Annotated in this window: 11 protein-coding genes and 1 pseudogene; 7 read left to right on the top strand and 5 right to left on the bottom strand. The window is 72.1% G+C overall.

Annotation, left to right across the window (positions count from 1 at the left end; translation table 11 throughout):
* Positions 1–418 precede the first annotated feature (418 nt).
* Positions 419–856, top strand: a complete 438-nt coding sequence (locus AB0G08_RS20845) for an ArsC/Spx/MgsR family protein (RefSeq protein WP_358090332.1) — start codon at positions 419–421, stop codon at positions 854–856.
* A 64-nt stretch (positions 857–920) separates the two neighbouring features.
* Positions 921–1,678: pseudogene (locus AB0G08_RS20840) on the top strand (glycosyl hydrolase family 28-related protein).
* Between the two features lie 12 nt (positions 1,679–1,690).
* Here the strand turns inward: AB0G08_RS20840 and AB0G08_RS20835 are convergent.
* Complete coding sequence (locus AB0G08_RS20835) at positions 1,691–1,873, bottom strand: hypothetical protein (RefSeq protein WP_357879638.1); 183 nt, start codon at positions 1,871–1,873, stop codon at positions 1,691–1,693.
* Between the two features lie 19 nt (positions 1,874–1,892).
* On the opposite strand from AB0G08_RS20835, the gene AB0G08_RS20830 reads away from it, so the two are divergent.
* The 4 genes from AB0G08_RS20830 to pulA all read left to right on the top strand — a co-directional run bounded on the left by AB0G08_RS20830 (position 1,893) and on the right by pulA (position 9,501).
* Positions 1,893–2,609, top strand: coding sequence for a hypothetical protein (locus tag AB0G08_RS20830; RefSeq protein ID WP_358090330.1), 717 nt, complete (start codon positions 1,893–1,895; stop codon positions 2,607–2,609).
* 37 nt (positions 2,610–2,646) lie between these two features.
* Positions 2,647–3,036, top strand: coding sequence for a hypothetical protein (locus tag AB0G08_RS20825; protein WP_358090327.1), 390 nt, complete (start codon positions 2,647–2,649; stop codon positions 3,034–3,036).
* Positions 3,037–3,167: 131 nt separating this feature from the next.
* A complete protein-coding gene (locus AB0G08_RS20820; protein ID WP_358090324.1) occupies positions 3,168–3,857 on the top strand; it encodes a cellulose binding domain-containing protein in 690 nt (229 codons plus the stop codon).
* Positions 3,858–4,008: 151 nt separating this feature from the next.
* On the top strand, positions 4,009–9,501 hold the full coding sequence (pulA, locus tag AB0G08_RS20815) for a pullulanase-type alpha-1,6-glucosidase (protein ID WP_358090321.1): 5,493 nt from the start codon (positions 4,009–4,011) through the stop codon (positions 9,499–9,501).
* 98 nt (positions 9,502–9,599) lie between these two features.
* On the opposite strand, the gene AB0G08_RS20810 is transcribed toward pulA, so the two are convergent.
* From AB0G08_RS20810 to AB0G08_RS20800, 3 genes are all read right to left on the bottom strand, one after another.
* On the bottom strand, positions 9,600–11,168 hold the full coding sequence (locus AB0G08_RS20810) for a hypothetical protein (protein WP_358090318.1): 1,569 nt from the start codon (positions 11,166–11,168) through the stop codon (positions 9,600–9,602).
* 427 nt (positions 11,169–11,595) lie between these two features.
* Positions 11,596–13,182: a hypothetical protein gene (locus AB0G08_RS20805; RefSeq protein ID WP_358090315.1), complete on the bottom strand. Its 1,587-nt coding sequence runs from the start codon at positions 13,180–13,182 to the stop codon at positions 11,596–11,598.
* 297 nt (positions 13,183–13,479) lie between these two features.
* The gene (locus tag AB0G08_RS20800; RefSeq protein ID WP_358090313.1) at positions 13,480–14,961 is read right to left on the bottom strand and encodes an aminopeptidase P family protein; all 1,482 of its coding nucleotides are present in this window, start codon (positions 14,959–14,961) and stop codon (positions 13,480–13,482) included.
* Between the two features lie 227 nt (positions 14,962–15,188).
* Between AB0G08_RS20800 and asnB the strand changes: the two genes are divergently transcribed.
* Positions 15,189–17,150 (top strand): asparagine synthase (glutamine-hydrolyzing), encoded by a 1,962-nt coding sequence (asnB, locus tag AB0G08_RS20795; protein ID WP_358090310.1) that lies wholly within the window; start codon positions 15,189–15,191, stop codon positions 17,148–17,150.
* A gap of 156 nt (positions 17,151–17,306) precedes the next feature.
* On the opposite strand, the gene AB0G08_RS20790 is transcribed toward asnB, so the two are convergent.
* Positions 17,307–18,434 carry a lytic polysaccharide monooxygenase gene (locus AB0G08_RS20790; RefSeq protein WP_358090307.1) on the bottom strand — a complete coding sequence of 376 codons (1,128 nt, stop codon included), beginning with the start codon at positions 18,432–18,434 and terminating at the stop codon, positions 17,307–17,309.
* Positions 18,435–18,697: the final 263 nt, after the last annotated feature.

Here is an 18,697-nt window from a genome sequence, read left to right as displayed (position 1 = left end):
GGCGAGCCCGGCCACGGTCAGAGCGGTCCTACGGAAGATGTCGGTACGCATGATGGTCGGCACCTTTCGATCGGGGGTACGCGGACACACACCAAGGGGGGCGGGTGCGCCACGTGAAAGGAAAGGTCGAAAACCAGGTACGCCCTCGACGAGGGGTGGGGCGCGTCCGGGGGGATGTAACGACGCGGGCCCGGCCGGCATTCCGACCGTCGCCCCGGCCGCCGAAGGCCCGGGGGGTCACGCGCTCACGATGGTTACAACGACCCGGGCCCCCGACCCATGCCCGCCGGCCCGGTGGCGCCCGCCACCGCAAAACCCCACAAACCGGACTAGCCGCCCGAGCGGGTCGCCCCCGAACCGGACACCATGCCCCAACCGCACATCCGCCGGAGGCGGGGCAACTGCGACCATGGCCGGCATGGAGATCTGGAACAACCCGTCCTGCTCGAAGTGCGCCGCCGCCCGCACCGCCCTCGACGAGGCGGGGGTGGGGTACGCGGTGCGCCCGTACCTGGACCGGCCACCGAGCGCGGCGGAGTTGACCGAGGTGCTGCGCCGGCTCGACGCGCGCCCCTGGGACGTCTGCCGCATGCAGGAGCCCGCCGCGGTGGCCCTCGGCATGGCCGACTGGCCGCGGGACGAGGCGGCCGAGCCGCGCTGGATCGAGGCGATGGTCGCCGCGCCGGAGCTGATCCAGCGGCCCCTGCTGCTGCTCGACGACGGCGGCGCGCTCGTGGGGCGTACCGCCGGGGCGCTGGCGGAGGCGGTGCGCCGCAGCGGCGCGACGCCCGGCGCCGACGCGGAGCCCGGCCCCTCGGCGGCCGCGTCGTCGGACCGGCCCACGCCGGCCGGGTAGCGCGTTTCCGCCCGGGTGCGGCGGAAACGCGCCGGACGACCGGACGTCGGAGGAGGAGGGTCGGATGCCGCACCAGGGCCTGTCCACCGCCGTCCCGAACCGGCTCACCCCGGTCGCCGGGGCGCCCCTGTGGTGCGACGCGCGGGAGTTCGGACTGCGCGGCGACGGCGTGACGAACGACCAGCCGGCGCTGTCGGCCCTGGTCGACCGCCTCGGCGAGGGCTACGGCGCCGACGGGCGGGCCCGGGTCATCTACTGCCCGCCGGGGATCTACTCGATCCGGGAGGCCGGCACGGTCTGGCGCAGCGGGGTGTCGCTGGTCGGCGCGGGGTCGGGGACGACGCGGTTCCTGCTCAGCAACGAGGGAAACCGGGCGGACCCGACCCCGCTGGCCTTCTGGACGACGGTGCAGCACGGCGCGAGCCGCGACCGGTACAGCGGGTCGGGTCACGGACGGCGGTCGTGGTGTCCAACACCGCCACCGACCTCGCCCTCGCCGAGGTGCGGGCGGATTCCCCGACCGGCTGGAACGAGGACACGCCGCCGCCCGGAGTGTCGTACGAACTGCCGGCGGCCCCGCCGATCCGGGCCGGCATCACCGTCAACGCGCCGTTCGACTCGGCCACTGTGCGCGGCAACCGGATCTGGGACCACCGCGACGAGCAGACCCAGACCTACGGGCTCTGGATCACCCCGGCCGGCAGCTGCGTCTCCTGCCGGATCGAGGACAACGACCTCGCCGGCAACGCGGCCGGGGCGGTCCGGCTCGACACGCCGCCCGTCGGCGGGCGCTGGGACCGCAACCACCACGACGTCGACTGACGCCGGCGGTGCTCAGCGCGCGTCGTCGGCGGGCGTCGTCGCCTCCGCGTGCCGGTCGCGCAGCCGGGCCCGGATCTCCTCCGGGGTGTACGCCCGGCGCCGCCGTTCCGCGCGGGCGATGACCACGCCCGACGCCGCGACGCCGGCGAGTCCGGCCAGCCCGAGCACCTTCCACCACCGCATCCGTTGCCGCATCGGCCTAGGGTAGACCCCCATGAGCATCAGCCTGGACGAGGCCGTGGATCTGACCCGCACCGGCGACGTGTGGGTGTTCCGGGGCCGCAGCGTGCCCGACCGGGCCATCCAGTTGACCACCAACAGCCCGGTCAACCACGTCGGCATGGCGGTCGTGCTGGACGACATGCCACCCCTGATGTGGCACGCCGAGCTGGGCAGGTCGCTGCCCGACATGTGGACGGGCACCCACCAGCGCGGCGTGCAGCTGCACGACCTGCGCGACGCGGTCTGCGTCTGGGCCAACCGGTACGGCCAGCGGGCCTGGCTGCGCCAGCTCGACCCGGCGGTCGACGCGGAGATGGAGAAGGCGGTGCTGCAGACCGTCGCCCGCCTGGACGGCACCCCGTTCCCGTCCACCGCCCAGCTCGCCTGGCGCTGGCTGCGGGGTCGGGTCCCGGCGGTGCGGCTGCCGGCCCTGCCCGGCCGCGACGGGGACCACCCCCGCACTCCGGCGCCCGGCCGCGCCGGGACACCCGCGCCCGGCCGCGCCGGGGCCGCCGTGCGCGACCGTGCACTGGAGACGGCGTACTGCGCGGAGGTGGTGGCGGTGACCTACGAGGCGATGGGGCTGCTGCCGGCCGGGCGGCGTCCCAACTGGTACGACCCGGGCCGGTTCTGGAGCGGCGACGACCTCGGTCTCGCGGGCGGCGCCCGGCTCGGGTCCGAGATCGAGGTGCGCATCCCGCCGCGCTGAGGTTTGGTCCGCCGTCCGGCCGGCAATTCCTGTCCCCGTGAGAGCCTCGACCGATCTGGACACGCTGACCGACTTCTTCGACCGGTACGGCGTGGCGCTGACCACCGGCGACGTGCCCGCCATCGCCGGCTGTTACGCCCTGCCGGGGATGGTGGTGGCCGACACGTACAGCTTCTCGTTCACCTCGCCGGCGGCGGTGGCGCTGTCCTTCGTGGGCGCCGCCCCCGACTACCAGGAGCGCGAGCTGGTCGCGGCGCACGCGGCCATCGAGGACGTGCAGCCGATGTCGGCGCTGCTGACCATGGTGACCGTGGAGTGGGAGTTCCTGGACAGCCACGGCCGGGCGGTCCCCGGCGAGCGCTACCGCTACCTGCTGCGGTCCACCGACGACGGTCCGGTCATCTGCACCGTCCTGCGCAGCGCCTGACCGCCGCCCGGACCCCGCACGCCCTCCGGCGGCGCCCGCGCCCGCGCGGCAGCGTACGCGGCGCGCCCGGACGGTCGCACCATGTCGCCACGGACGGCTACGCTGCCCCGGACGACCGCGGGAGGAGGGGCATGTCCGGCACGCGCCGCACATCGAGCAAGTCCTACGGCACGACCGCCATCGCGTCCTCGCCGTGGATCGTGGTGTCCGTCGGCGTCGTGGTGATGGTGGTCCTGCTGGCCATCGCGCTCGGCACCTACCGGGGGCGGGGCCCCGCGTTCGACGCGCAGCCCGGCCCGCCGCTGCCGACCGTCGGCCTGGCCGATCCGGAGCCGTCGGCGACCAGCCCGACGGCCACGCGCTCACCCCGGGCGTCGGCCACGTCGTCCGGCCGCTCCACCGTCCGGCCCACCCCGACGCGGTCCACGCCCGCCCGCAGCAGCGCCCCGCCGTCCCCGACCCCGAGCGGGAGCGAGGAGACGGCCCTGGTCGCGCCGCCGTCGTCGGCGTCACCGCTGACGGGCCGCTACCGGGTCGTGGAGTCGTACGCCGACGGGTTCGTCGGGGAGGTGCTGGTCAGCAACACGTCGTCGGCCGGCCGGGACTGGACGGCGCGGCTGACCTTCCCGGAAGCGCGGCTGGGCAGCGCGTGGATCGAGGGCGCGCCACAGGGGACGGCGCAGCGGATCGACGACGGTTTCACCTACCGCAGCGGCGCCGACCTGCCCGCCGGCGCGTCGGCCACGCTGCGGTTCTACGTCGAGGGCACGCAGAGCCGCCCGACGAGCTGCACGGTCGACGGCACCGCCTGCCGCCTCTAGCCCGCCCCTGTCCCGTACGGCCCGGCGTGAACCCGCCGGGCCGTACGTTTTGCAAGCCTGCTGCCGTGTTACGACTTTGTTTGCAAGGTATTGCAGAACGTTTCGGCAAGAGCTAGCGTGCGGGCCAGTCAGCGACCAGAGGAAGGCGTCGATGAAACCCCCGCCGATACCGCGCAAGGCCCTGCTCGCCCTCGTCTCCCTGCTCACCCTCACCCTCCTCGGCACCCCGCTGGCGGTGCGCCAGCTCGGCGCCGACGCCCCCGACGGCACCGGCCCGCTGGTCACCGCCGGCGCCGCGCAGTGGCGCACCGAGCCCTCGGCGGAGGCGCTGCTCTCCGCCGGAAGCCGCCAGGCCCGCGCCGAGCAGTTCTACTTCGTCCTGCCGGACCGGTTCGCCAACGGCGACCGGCGCAACGACACCGGCGGCCTCACCGGGGACCGCCTCTCCACCGGCCTCGACCCGGAGGACAAGGGCTTCTACCACGGCGGCGACCTCAAGGGCGTCATGGACCGGCTCGACTACATCGAGGGGCTCGGCACGACGGCCATCTGGCTCGCCCCCATCTTCAAGAACCGCCCCGTGCAGGGCACCGGGGCCGACGTCTCCGCGGGCTACCACGGCTACTGGATCACCGACTTCACCCAGGTCGACCCGCACTTCGGCACCAACGAGGACCTCAAGCGCCTGGTCTCGCTCGCCCACCGGCGGGGGATCAAGGTCTATCTCGACGTCATCGTCAACCACACCGCCGACGTCATCAGGTACGCCGAGGACAAGTACAGCTACGTGGACAAGGCGACCTCCCCGTACACCGACGCGCAGGGGCGCCCCTTCGAGGACCGCAACTACGCCGACGGCAGCCGGGGCTTCCCCAGGGTGGACACGACGTCGTTTCCGTACACCCCGACGTTCGCGAATCCGGCCGACGCGAAGGTCAAGGTCCCGGCCTGGCTGAACGACCCGACGATGTACCACAACCGGGGCGACTCCACCTTCGCCGGGGAGAACAGCGAGTACGGCGACTTCTTCGGCCTCGACGACCTGTGGACCGAGCGCCCCGAGGTGGTGCGCGGCCTCACCAAGGTCTACTCCGACTGGGTGGCGTCCACCGGCGTCGACGGCTTCCGGCTGGACACCGTCAAGCACGCCAACCTCGACTTCTGGCCGCAGTTCAGCCAGGGCATCGAGCGCGCCGCGGACCGCGCGGGCAAGAAGGACTTCTTCATGTTCGGCGAGGTCTACAGCGCCGACCCGGAGATCACCTCGACCTACGTGCGGCGCGGCGGCCTGCCGGCCACCCTCGACTTCGCCTTCCAGGAGGCGGCGCGCGGCTACACCGCAGGCGACGGCTCCGCGAAGGCGCTCGCCGACGTGTACGCCCGCGACGACCTCTACCGCGCCCGGGACACCGACGCGAGCCGGCTGACCACCTTCCTCGGCAACCACGACATGGGCCGGATCGGCTCGTTCATCGCCGGCGGCGGCACCGACCCGGCCACCCACCTGCGCCGCGACCGGCTCGCCCACGAGCTGATGTTCCTCACCCGGGGCCAGCCGGTGGTCTACTCCGGCGACGAGCAGGGCTTCACCGGCCCGGGCGGTGACAAGGACGCCCGGCAGGACATGTTCGCCTCCCGCACGCCCGACTACCTCGACGACGACCTGCTCGGCACCGACCGTACGCACGCCAGCGACCAGTTCGACCGCAGCCACCCGCTCTACCGGGCCATCGCCGAGCTGGGCGCGTTGCGCCAGGCGCACCCGGCGCTGCGCGACGGCGTGCAGGTCGGCAGGTACGCCGCCGACGGCCCCGGCGTCTTCGCGTTCTCCCGGATCGACCCGAAGCAGCGCACCGAGTACGTCGTGGCGGTTAACAACGCCGCGACCGCGCAGACTGTCACCGTGGACACGTGGTCGGCCGGCGCCACCTTCACCGGCGTGTACGGCGGATCGGCCGCCCCGGTCGCCGGCGCGGACGGCAAGCTCACGCTGACCGTGCCGCCGCTGTCGGCCGTGGTGCACCGCGCCGGCACGCCGATCGCGCTGCCCGACGCCGCGCCCCGGATCACGATCACCGCCCCGGCGCCCGGCGAGCCCGTCGCCACGAAGGCCGCCGTCACCGCCCAGGTCACCGGCGACCCGCTGGCCACCGTCACCGTCGCCGCCCGCGTGGCCGGCGGCAGGTGGACGCTGCTCGGCAGCGCCGACCGGGCGCCGTACACAGTGCACCACGACCTGACCGGGCTGGCCGGCGGCACGAAGGTCGAGTACAAGGCCGTCGTCCGCGACGGGAAGGGCCGCACCGCGAGCACCCGGTCCACCGCGACCGTGGGCACCCCGGCGCAGTCCGCCTCCCGCGAGTGGGCCGTGGTGCACTACCAGCGCCCGGCCGGCGGCTACGACGACTGGGGCCTCTACGCCTGGGGTGACATCGACCCCGCGTACGTCACCGAGTGGCCCAAGGGACAGCCGTTCGCCGGGGAGGACTCCTACGGCCGGTTCGCCTGGGTGAAGCTCAAGCCGGGCGCGAAGTCGGTCGGCTTCCTGGTGGTCGACAAGGCCGGGAACAAGGACGTCGGACAGGATCGGACGATCGACGTGACGCAGACCGGCGAGGTGTGGGTCAAGCAGGGCGACCCGGCGACCTATCCGAGCAGGCAGGCCGCCACCGGCGAACCCGACCCGCCGGTGGCGGACGGCACCGCCGTCATCCACTACCGCCGCGCCGACGGCAACTACGACGGCTGGGGCCTGCACCTGTGGGACGGCGCGGCCAACCCGACGGACTGGGCCACCCCGCTCGCCCCGGCCCGCGTCGACGCCTTCGGCGCGGTCTTCCAGGTGCCGCTGGCCGCCGGGGCGACCGGGCTGAGCTACATCTTCCACTCCGGCGACGAGAAGGACCTGCCGACCGACCAGCGGCTCGACTTCGCCGACGCCGGGCGCGAGGTGTGGCTGCTCGCCGGCACGCCCGGGCGGCTGCTGCCCTCCACCGCGTCCGCCACCGGCCGGGACGTCGACATCACGAAGCAGAAGGCGCACTGGATCGACCGCTCCACCGTCGCCTGGCAGACCGGGCCCACCGACGGCAGGACGTACGCCCTCGTCGCCGCCCCGGCCGGCGGGGTGACCGTCGCCGACGGCGACCTCGCCGGGACGTACACGACGCTGCCGTTGACCGCGCAGCGCAACGGGCTCACCGAGGCCCAGCGCGCGGCCTTCCCGCACCTGTGGGCGCACCGCGGCTTCACGCTCGACCGGCGGGACCTGGCGAAGGTCCCGGCGGCCCTGCGCGGGCAGCTCCTGGTGACCGAGCGGGACGCCGCGGGCACCCTGCTCGCCGCCACCGGCGTGCAGATCCCCGGCGTGCTCGACGACGTCTACGCCCGGGCCACCGACGCGAGGCTCGGGCCGACCTTCGCCGGCGGGGTGCCGACGCTCGCGGTCTGGGCGCCGACGGCGCGGCGGGTGTCGTTGCAGCTCTTCGACTCGCCGACCGCGACGCCGAGGACGGTGACGATGCGCCGGGACGACCGCACCGGCGTCTGGTCGGTGCGCGGCGCCCGCGACTGGACCGGCAGGTACTACCGGTACCAGGTCGAGGCGTGGCAGCCGGCGGTGCAGAAGGTGGTCGCCGCCGCCGTGACCGACCCGTACTCGCTGGCGCTGGCGCCCGACTCCACGCACAGCCAGATCGTGGACCTCGCCGACCCGGCGTTCGCGCCGGCCGGTTGGGCGTCGCTGCGCAAGCCGGCGGCGGTGCCGTCGACGAAGGTGCAGATCTCCGAGCTCTCCGTGCGGGACTTCTCGATCGCCGACAGCACGGTGCCGGCCGAGCGGCGGGGCACCTACCTCGCCTTCACCGACCCGGGCACCGCCGGCATGAAGCACCTGAAGGCGCTCGGCGACGCCGGGGTGACCCACCTGCACCTGCTGCCCGCGTTCGACTTCGCCACGATCCCCGAGCGACGCGCCGACCAGCGGCAGCCGGCCTGCGACCTGGCCGCGCTGCCGCCGGACTCCGAGCAGCAGCAGAAGTGCGTCGCGGCCGTGGCGGACACCGACGGCTACAACTGGGGGTACGACCCGCTGCACTACACCGTGCCGGAGGGCGGCTACGCCGTCGACCCGGCCGGGGCGCGGCGCACCACCGAGTTCCGGCAGATGGTGGCCGGCGTCAACGGCTCCGGGCTGCGCGTGGTGATGGACGTCGTCTACAACCACACCTCGGCGGCGGGCGCCGACCCGAAGTCGGTGCTCGACCAGATCGTGCCCGGCTACTACCACCGGTTGCTCGACGACGGCAGCGTCGCCAACTCGACCTGCTGCGCCAACACCGCCCCCGAGCACGCCATGATGGGCAAGCTCGTGGTGGACTCGCTGGTCACCTGGGCCCGCGCGTACAAGGTGGACGGTTTCCGGTTCGACCTGATGGGCCACCACCCGAAGGCGAACATCCTGGCCGTGCGCGAGGCGCTCGACGCGCTGACCGTCGCCCGCGACGGCGTGGACGGCAAGAAGATCCTGCTCTACGGGGAGGGCTGGAACTTCGGCGAGGTCGCCGACGACGCCCGGTTCGTGCAGGCCACCCAGGCCAACATGGCCGGCACCGGGATCGGCACCTTCAACGACCGGCTCCGCGACGCGGTGCGCGGGGGCGGGCCGTTCGACGCCAACCCCCGGGTGCAGGGCTTCGCCTCCGGCCTGTTCACCGACCCCAACGGCGACGCCGTGAACGGGTCCACGGCCGAGCAGCGGGCCCGCCTGCTGCACCAGCACGACCTGATCAAGGTGGGGCTCACCGGCAACCTGCGCGGGTACCGGTTCACGGACTCGTCGGGCCGGCGGGTGACCGGAGCGCAGGTCGACTACAACGGCTCGCCCGCCGGCTACACCGCCGCGCCGGGGGAGGCGGTCACCTACGTCGACGCGCACGACAACGAGATCCTGTACGACGCGCTGGCGTACAAGCTGCCGCAGGAGACCCCGGCGGCGGACCGGGCCCGGATGCAGGTGCTGGCGCTGAGCACGGTGGTGATGGGGCAGGGGCCCGGGTTCGTCACCACCGGCACCGAGCGGCTGCGCTCGAAGTCGCTGGACCGCAACTCGTACAACTCCGGCGACTGGTTCAACCAGATCCGCTGGGACTGCGCCCAGGGCAACGGCTTCGGCGCCGGCCTGCCGCCCGAGCAGGACAACCGGGACAAGTGGCCGTACGCCAAGCCGCTGCTGGCCGACCCGGCGCTGGTGCCGGACTGCGCGGCGATCAACCTGGCCGACGCCCGCTACGCCGAGCTGCTGAAGATCCGGGGCTCCTCGCCGGTCTTCGGGCTGACCACGGCGGAGCAGGTGCAGAAGCGGGTCGCCTTCCCGCTCTCCGGCGCGGCGGAGACCCCCGGCGTGCTCACCATGACGCTGGACGGCCGAGGCCTCGACGGGCGGTGGAAGTCGGTGACGGTGGTCTTCAACGCCACCGCCGAGACGGCGGAGCAGCGGCTGACCGGGCTGCGCGGGGCGGACGTCGCGCTGCACCCGGTGCTGCGGACCTCGGCCGACGAGACGCTGCGTACGGCCTCGTTCGACCGGGCCAGCGGCACGTTCACCGTGCCGGCCCGCAGCGTGGCGGTCTTCGTCCAGCAGTAGGTGTCACACGTGTCCGGCCCCCTTCCGCCCAGCGGAAGGGGGCCGGACCGTCCCTGGCGTCAGCCGACGCCGTTGCGGCCGATGTCGCGTGACTGTCGTCAGTTGGCGCAGCCGGGGACGTTGGTGCAGTTGCGGGGTTCGTTCTTCTTGATGATGGTCTTGTTGTCGAGGTTGACGGTGGCGTTGTTGGCGTTGAAGATGCCGCCCGCGCCGGCGGTTTCGGCGGCGAAGTTGCCGACGATCTTGCTGTCGCGGATGGTGAGGACGGCGTTGTTGTCGTTGTAGATGGCGCCGCCCTGTTCGGCGTGGTTGCCCTTGAACTCGCTGTCGTAGAGGTTCAGGGTGTCGCCGTTGAACAGGCCGCCGCCGTTGTCGCCGGCGGTGTTGTCGGCGAAGAGGGTGTGCTTGATGGTGGCGATGTTGTCGCTGTCGTGGAAGACGCCGCCGCCGTCGTCGGTGGCCTTGTTTCCGGCGATGATGACGTATTCCAGCAGCATGGTGGAGTCGCCGTCGTTGTGGATGCCGCCGCCGTTGTCGCAGGCGGTGTTGTGGGCGATCTTGGTGCGGGTGACGGTGAGGCGGGCGTCGTCTTCGCTGTGGATGCCGCCGCCGTCGTTGCTGGACTTGTTGTTGGTGATCTGGCTGTAGGCGATGGTGGTGATGCCGTTGTCGCGGTTGGCGATGCCGCCGCCGTCGCCGCCGCTGTTGCCGGTGCCGGTGGCGGTGTTGTTGTCGATGCGGGAGTCGTGGACGGTCAGTTCGCCTTCGTTGTAGATGGCGCCGCCGTTGCCGCCGTTCTCGCCGTTGCCGCGGGCGTGGTTGTCGGCGAGGGTGCTGTCGTGGATCTCGACCTCGCCGAGGTTGTAGATGGCGCCGCCGTTGCCGCCGTTGCCGGTGCCGGTGGCCCGGTTGTCGACCAGCTTGGTGTGCTTGAGGGTGGCTTCGCCGCCCTCCTGCACGAGCAGGGCGCCGCCGTTGGCGCGGCTGGGCAGCTGCGGTGGGGCGGTCACCTGGCCGCCCTTGAGGGTGAGGTCCTTGAGGGTCAGCTCACCGCCGGAGGCGACCTCGAAGAACCGGAACAACTCGCTGCCGTCGTGGAAGAACGTCGAGTTGTTGCCCAGGATGGTGATGCGCTGGTCGATGACGGGGAAGGCGTTGTTGGCGGTCTGCTCGGTGAACTTGTAGGTGCAGTCCTTGGCCAGCTTGAACGCTCCGCCGTTGTCCTCGTTGGCCCGGTTGACCGCCTCGATGAGCACGTCGGTGTCACACGGCAGTTCCCTGGCGTCCTTGCCGTCGCGACCGTCCTTGCCATCCTTGCCGTCGCGACCGTCCTGGCCCTTCTTGCCCTGCCAGTCCTTGCCGTCCTTGCCCTGCCAGTCCTTGTCCTGCCAGCCGTCCTGGCCACCGCGGGCGTCCTGCCCCTCCTGGCCCTTGCCGGTCTCGCCCGCACGGTCGTCGCGGCCGGCGGCGTCGTCCCTGGCGACCTGCTCGGCCGTGGACCACTTCAGGTCGGCGAGCTGGTCGACCCCGACGGCGCCCGCGCTCGCGGCGGTGACGCCGGCGAGGCTGACCACGCCGGTCAACCCGGCGACGCCGGTGGCGAGCCACAGCTTGCGCCGGCTCTTCGGCGCGGTGTTCTCGGCGTTCTTGCGAAGGTAGTTGGACATCGGAGCTCTCTGCTCTCTCCTCGTACCAGACAGGGCGGCTCCGCCACCGCGGGCTGCCCTGGCTACAAATCGGTTGTAGCTACTGAGGCCCACCGTATGAGAATCTTTTTCTCTTCACGGTCATATCCGAAAGGAACCCACGTTAGGGGTAACACGGTCCACGGGGGGACGGTCCGGACGCCGAGGAGTGCGGCCCGCAGTCGTGCCGAACCGGCGGCTTGCGCCACGCGTCGCCTCAACCGGTCCGGAAACCCACCACGGGGCGACACCGTGCCAGCAGCGGGTCGCCTCGACCGGTCCGGAAACCCGCCACAGGCCGGCGCCGTGCCAGCAGCCTCCGGGGCGGGATCGTCCCGGACCGGCGCCCGCACGGAAGGGATCCCTTCCCCCGGGCCCGGGGGAAGGGATCCCTTCGTTATGTGGTGGTTCAGTTGGCGCAGCCGGGGACGTTGGTGCAGTTGCGGGGTTCGTTCTTCTTGATGATGGTCTTGTTGTCGAGGTTGACGGTGGCGTTGTTGGCGTTGAAGATGCCGCCCGCGCCGGCGGTTTCGGCGGCGAAGTTGCCGACGATCTTGCTGTCGCGGATGGTGAGGACGGCGTTGTTGTCGTTGTAGATGGCGCCGCCCTGTTCGGCGTGGTTGCCCTTGAACTCGCTGTCGTAGAGGTTCAGGGTGTCGCCGTTGAACAGGCCGCCGCCGTTGTCGCCGGCGGTGTTGTCGGCGAAGAGGGTGTGCTTGATGGTGGCGATGTTGTCGCTGTCGTGGAAGACGCCGCCGCCGTCGTCGGTGGCCTTGTTTCCGGCGATGATGACGTATTCCAGCAGCATGGTGGAGTCGCCGTCGTTGTGGATGCCGCCGCCGTTGTCGCAGGCGGTGTTGTGGGCGATCTTGGTGCGGGTGACGGTGAGGCGGGCGTCGTCTTCGCTGTGGATGCCGCCGCCGTCGTTGCTGGACTTGTTGTTGGTGATCTGGCTGTAGGCGATGGTGGTGATGCCGTTGTCGCGGTTGGCGATGCCGCCGCCGTCGCCGCCGCTGTTGCCGGTGCCGGTGGCGGTGTTGTTGTCGATGCGGGAGTCGTGGACGGTCAGTTCGCCTTCGTTGTAGATGGCGCCGCCGTTGCCGCCGTTCTCGCCGTTGCCGCGGGCGTGGTTGTCGGCGAGGGTGCTGTCGTGGATCTCGACCTCGCCGAGGTTGTAGATGGCGCCGCCGTTGCCGCCGTTGCCGGTGCCGGTGGCCCGGTTGTCGACCAGCTTGGTGTGCTTGAGGGTGGCTTCGCCGCCCTCCTGCACGAGCAGGGCGCCGCCGTTGGCGCGGCTGGGCAGCTGCGGTGGGGCGGTCACCTGGCCGCCCTTGAGGGTGAGGTCCTTGAGGGTCAGCTCACCGCCGGAGGCGACCTCGAAGAACCGGAACAACTCGCTGCCGTCGTGGAAGAACGTCGAGTTGTTGCCCAGGATGGTGATGCGCTGGTCGATGACGGGGAAGGCGTTGTTGGCGGTCTGCTCGGTGAACTTGTAGGTGCAGTCCTTGGCCAGCTTGAACGCTCCGCCGTTGTCCTCGTTGGCCCGGTTGACCGCCTCGATGAGCACGTCGGTGTCACACGGCAGTTCCCTGGCGTCCTTGCCGTCGCGACCGTCCTTGCCATCCTTGCCGTCGCGACCGTCCTGGCCCTTCTTGCCCTGCCAGTCCTTGCCGTCCTTGCCCTGCCAGTCCTTGTCCTGCCAGCCGTCCTGGCCACCGCGGGCGTCCTGGCCGCCCTTCTTGTCGTCTTCCTCGCCGGAGCCCGGGTCGGCCGTTTCGGCGTCGCTGACGTGCTGCTTCGGGGCTGACGACTGCGCGTCCGAGAGCCGGTCCGCGCCGCCGGACTTGTCGTCGCGAGCGGCCAGGCCGCCCAGTGCCGCCAGGCCGACCACGCCGGTCAGTCCGGCGACGCCCGCAGCCACCCAGAGTTTGCGCCGCCCTCGGGTCGGTGCGCCCGTGGGGGCGCCACCGTCGGGAGTCGTTACGTCATTGGACATCAGAGCCTTCCGCCCTTTCCTGCTGCCAGACGGGGTCGCACCACCCGAAGCGGCGCGACCAGCTACAAATGGGTTTGTAGCCTCTGATAGCCACCGTATGAGAAGGTTCCTCGCGAGAGGCGCGAATCCGAGAAAAGCCCGCATTCCCCTCACATGGGATGCGACGCGTCAACCCGGCGGGTCCGGGCAGGAAGGGCGTGCGCGGCGCTGACGCCGACGGGCCCCGCCGCCGGTCGCGTCGACGTCGGAACGTCGCGACCGGCGGCGGGGCCCGTCGGGTGGTCGTACCCCCTCAGATCAGCCCGGCAGGCGCGGACCGGCCTCCCGCTGCTCGGCCAGCCAGGTCTCCACCTCGTCGGCGGCCCGCGGCAGCCCGGCGGAGAGGTTCACCGCGCCGGTCGCGGTGACCAGGATGTCGTCCTCGATCCGGATGCCGATCCCGCGCAGCTCCTCGGGGACCAGCTCGTCCTCCGGCTGGAAGTAGAGCCCGGGCTCGACGGTGAGCACGTAGCCCTCGCCCAGCGTGCCGTCCCGGTACTTCTCCTTGCGGGCGTTCGCGCAGTCGTGCACGTCGATGCCGAGCATGTGGCTGGTGCCGTGCAGCGTCCAGCGCCGGTAGACCGTCGACTCCCCGTCCATCGCCTCGTCGACGCTCACCGGCAGCAGGCCCAGGTCGGACAGCGCCTGGGCGAGCACCCGCATCGCGGTGAGGTGGACCTCGCGGAACGCCACGCCGGGCCGGATGGCGTTGATGCCGGCCTGCTGCGCGGCGTGGACGGCCTCGTAGACCTCGCGCTGGAGCGGGGTGAAGCGGCCGTCGACCGGCAGCACCCGCGTGACGTCGGCGGTGTAGAGGTGGCGGTTCTCCACGCCCATGTCCATCAGCAGCAGCTCGCCCGGCCGGGTGGTGCCGTGGTTGTGCACCCAGTGCAGGATCGTGGCGTGCTCGCCCGCGCCGACGATCGAGCCGTAGCCGACGTCGTTGCCGTCGTGCCGGGCGCGCAGCGCGAAGATCCCCTCCAGCAGGCGCTCCGACACGCCCCGGTCCGCGGGCAGGGCCCGGGCCACGTCCTCGAACCCCCGCACGGTCGCGTCGACCGCCTCCTGGAGCTGGGCGATCTCCCACTCGTCCTTGACCAGCTTCAGTTCCGAGATGGCGATCGCCAGCTCCCGGTCGCGGGCCGGCTGGCCCCCGGCGCGGTGGCCGTCGTACGGGCGCACGGCCGCGTCCACCCGCGCGTCGAAGCCACGCAGCACCCGGGTACGCCCCGGCGCGAGGTCGGCCAGCGTCGCGTCCAGCTCGGTCAGGTCCGCCGTGGGCAGGCCCAGCTCGGTCGACTTCTCGGCCAGGGTGTGCCGCCGGCCGACCCACAGCTCGCCGTGCCGGCTGCGGAAGAACTCGTCGGTCAGCCGCGACGACCGGGGCCGCATGTACAGCGTGGCGTCGTGGCCCGACCCGTTCGGCCGCAGCACGAGCACACCGTCCGGGTCGTGGTCGCCGGTCAGGTAGGCGAAGTCGCTGCCCGGCCGGAACGGGTGGTCGGTGTCGTTGGCGCGTACCTTCTCGCCGCCGGTCGGGATCACCAGGGTCTCGCCCGGGAAGGCCGCCGAGAGCGCGGCCCGCCGCTTGGCGTGGTTCGGCACCTCGGGCCGCGGGCCGACCGGCAGGGTGGTGTCCCGCCAGCCCTGCCGCATGAACGCCAGGAACGCCTCGGGGAAGTCCGGGTCGTGCGACTCGGTGCCGTCCGCCGGCCTGCTGTCGGTACGTCCCTCGGTCATGCCTGCTCCCTCCGCGTCGTTGCAGGTCAGACGGTACCGCGCGCCGTCGGGGCCCGGCCGGGCCGGGACCGCCGGGAGCGCCGTGGGCGACGGATGCCGCCCGTCCGCGGCGCCCGCCGCCCCTCGCCGGGTCCCGACGCGGGCCGGGCCGGCCGCGGAGCGTCGCGGCGGGGTAGAGCCCAGCGGTGCCGCGACGCCCGCTCGGGCCGCGTGGAAAGATGACCACCATGTGCGGACTCCTGGCCTTCTTCAGCGCGCGCGGCGACGCCGCCGCCCACCGCGACAACATCGCCGGGGCGTTGGAATGCCTGCACCACCGCGGACCGGACGAAACCGGTGTCGAGGTGGTCGGCGACGCCTCCGGCCGGTACGCGGACGGGGTGTTCGCGCACAAGCGGCTGGCGATCATCGACGTGGCCTCCAGCCAAGAGCCCCTGTCCTACGCGAACGGGCGCTACCTGCTCACCTTCAACGGCGAGATCTACAACTACATCGAGCTGCGCGAGGAGCTGATCCGGACCTTCGGCGCGCAGTTCGCCACCGCCGGTGACGGTGAGGTGATCGTCGCCGGCTACCACTTCTGGGGCGAGCAGGTGCTCACCCGGCTGCGCGGCATGTTCGCCTTCGTCATCTGGGACCGCCAGGAGCGCCGCGCGTTCGGCGGCCGGGACTACTTCGGCATCAAGCCGCTGCACTACCTGGAGACCGCCGACGGCCTCTACCTGGCCTCGGAGAAGAAGGCGCTGCTGCCCTTCGCGCACTCCTACTACCAGGGCGACGCCGGCATCGACACGGCCAACCTCAGCCACTACCTGACGTTGCAGTACGTGCCCGAGCCCGGCACCCTGCACAAGGGCATCAGCCGGATCGGCTCCGGCGAGTACCTGACCTGGGCCCCGGGCGCGCGGATCGACGTGCGCCGGTGGTACCGGCCGGTGTTCCGCCCGACCCCGGTCGACGACGAGCAGCGGCTCTACCACGAGATCCGGGAGACGCTGCGGGAGAGCGTCCGGATGCACATGCGCTCCGACGTGCCGGTCGGCTCGTTCCTCTCCAGCGGCATCGACTCGACCGCCGTGGTGGCGCTGGCCCGGGAGTTCAACCCGAACATCCTCACCTTCACCGTCGGCTACGACGTCCCGGGCTACTCGGAGATCGACGTCGCCCAGGACTCGGCCCGGCACCTCGACGTCACCACCATCCCGACCAAGATCGGGCCGTACGACATGATCGAGGCGCTGCCGAAGATCATCTGGCACCTGGACGACCCGGTGGCCGACCCGGCCCTGGTGCCCCTCTACTTCGTGGCCAAGAAGGCCGCCGAGCACGTCACCGTGGTGCTCTCCGGCGAGGGCGCCGACGAGTTCTTCGGCGGCTACACGATCTACCGCGAGCCGCTGTCGTTGAGCTCGGTCAACGGGCTGCCGGACGGGGTGCAGAAGGGGCTGCGGGCGGTCTCCAAGGCCATTCCGCAGGGGGTGAAGGGCAAGAGCTTCCTGGAGCGCGGCACCACCCCGATCGAGCAGCGCTACTACGGCAACGCCCGGATGTTCACCGAGGAGGAGAAGCAGCACCTGCTGCGCCGCTACGACCCCTCGGTCCGCTACACCGACGTCACCGCGCCCATCTACGCCGAGTGCACGGAACTCGACGACGTCACCAAGATGCAGTACGTCGACCTCTACACCTGGCTGCGCGGCGACATCCTGGTCAAGGCCGACCGCATCTCGATGGCCCACTCGCTCGAGGTGCGGGTGCCCTTCCTGGACCGGGCGGTCTTCGACGTGGCGTCGAGGATCCCGGTGGACCTCAAGCTCCCGCCGCGCTCCGACGCCACCAAGTACGCGATGCGCCAGGCGCTCCAGGGCGTGGTGCCGCCGGCCATCGTCAACCGCAGGAAGCTGGGCTTCCCGACCCCCACCCGGGTCTGGCTGCGCGGCGAGATGTACGAGTGGGCCCGGCACGTGCTCTCCACCTCCGGCGCCGGTGACCTGCTTGACCTGTCGTACGCGATGCGGCTGCTGGAGGAGCACAAGCGGGAGGAGGCCGACCACTCCCGCAAGGTGTGGACGGTGCTGATCTTCTGCATCTGGCACGCCATCTTCGTCGCCAAGACCCTCGACCCGGGCATCCAGCGCAACCAGTCCGCCCTGCTCACCAAGCCCGTGGTCGGCTCCATGGTCCGCTGACCCACCCGGACCCCGGCCGTGCCCCACCCCGGGGCCCGGCCGGCGACCGCTTCGTAGATCAAGAGGTTTGCGTCCCCGGAGCCCTTCCCGGAGGACGCAAACCTCTTGATCATTTCAGGGCCGGGCACCCGGGGCCGGGCAGCGGGGGCGGGTGGGTCAGCGGCCGGAGCAGGTGACCGTGGGCAGGGTGTTGGTGCCGTTGGTGGTGGCGACGAAGCCGAAGGTCGTGGTGCCCTCCGGGGTGATCGTGCCGTTGTACGGCGCGTTGGTCACGGTGACCGAGGAACCGGAACCGCTCAGCGTGCCGCTCCACAGGCTGTTGATGGTCTGCCCGCTGGGCCAGATCCAGTTGGCCGTCCAGCCCGACCAGGTCGACGCGCTGTGATTCATGATCATGACTTCGCCCTGGAAGCCGCCGTTCCAGGAGCCGACCACCTTGTAGACCGCCATGCAGTCACCGCCGTGCGGCGGCGGCGTGGTCGGGTTCGGCGGGGGAGTCGTCGGGTTCGGCGGTGGGGTGCTCGGGTTGGGCGGCGGGGTCGTCGGGTTGGACGTCGGCGGGGGCAGCGTGCCGCCCGGGCCGACGCCGGTCACCTCGCCGTTGCCGCCGTCGAAGGTGACGTCCGAGCAGCCGAAGAAGTTCTCCTGGCTGTCGGAGCGGACCCAGCGGGAGTAGATGAGGTGCCGGCCGCTCTTGTTGGTGGGCAGGTTGCCGCTGAAGTAGTAGTGCCCGTCGTTGGTGCCGCTCGAGCCGCGCTGCGGCGGGTTGTTCACCGTCAGGAACGGCTCCTCCAGGTCGCTCCAGGCCAGCGGCCGGTCCGGGCTCCAGCTGTCCTTCGTGACGTAGAAGTAGAACGTGCCCGGGTGGTGGGCCCAGTTGCTGTAGCGGAACTCCATCCGGGCGCCGGCCGTCAGGTGGGTCAGCGGCCAGTCGGTGCGGGCCAGGTCGTAGCCGGCGAAGCCGGGATTGCCGCCGCTGCACAGCTTGCCGTCCGGGATGAAGCCGACGGTCCGGCCGCCGGCGTCGGAGCGCAGCACGCTGAACCAGTTGTAGAGCGAGTTGGTCCCGCTCTGGGCCACGGCGGCGGAGCAGGCGGGATTGTTCGGCTTGATCTCGCCGGTGCTGGTGAGGCCGTCCTTCCAGCAGAGGTAGGTGCGGCTGCCGGGGGTCATCGGGGTGCCGTGCGCGGCGGCGGGGTCGGGCCCCGCCGTCAGGGCGACGGCGCCCACGAGAAGGGTCGCGGCCGCGGTGAGCAACGCGGCCGTACGCGATCGGTGGGACACGGGTTCTCCTCACTCGCGGGACGCGGGCGCCCCACGGGCAACGCGCGGGGACGGCAGCACCGGCCGCCCCGCTGAAACGCGGATACGACGGTCGCGGCGGACGTGCCCCGGCGTGGATGGCCGGCGTACGTGCGCCGTCGGCGGCCCGACTCGCGGGCCGCTGCCCTCGCGTGGATGTGAACCCGGCGCCGGTGGCGCGGCAGCCCCCGCACCTCCCGGCAAGCGCCATCCCACCACGCGACGCCGACGTCGCGCAATAGCCG

Source organism: Micromonospora sp. NPDC023644, assembly GCF_040640115.1.
Lineage (GTDB): Bacteria > Actinomycetota > Actinomycetes > Mycobacteriales > Micromonosporaceae > Micromonospora.
The sequence above is the reverse complement of the archived record's forward strand: the minus strand, read 5'-3'. Positions and strand labels throughout refer to the sequence as shown.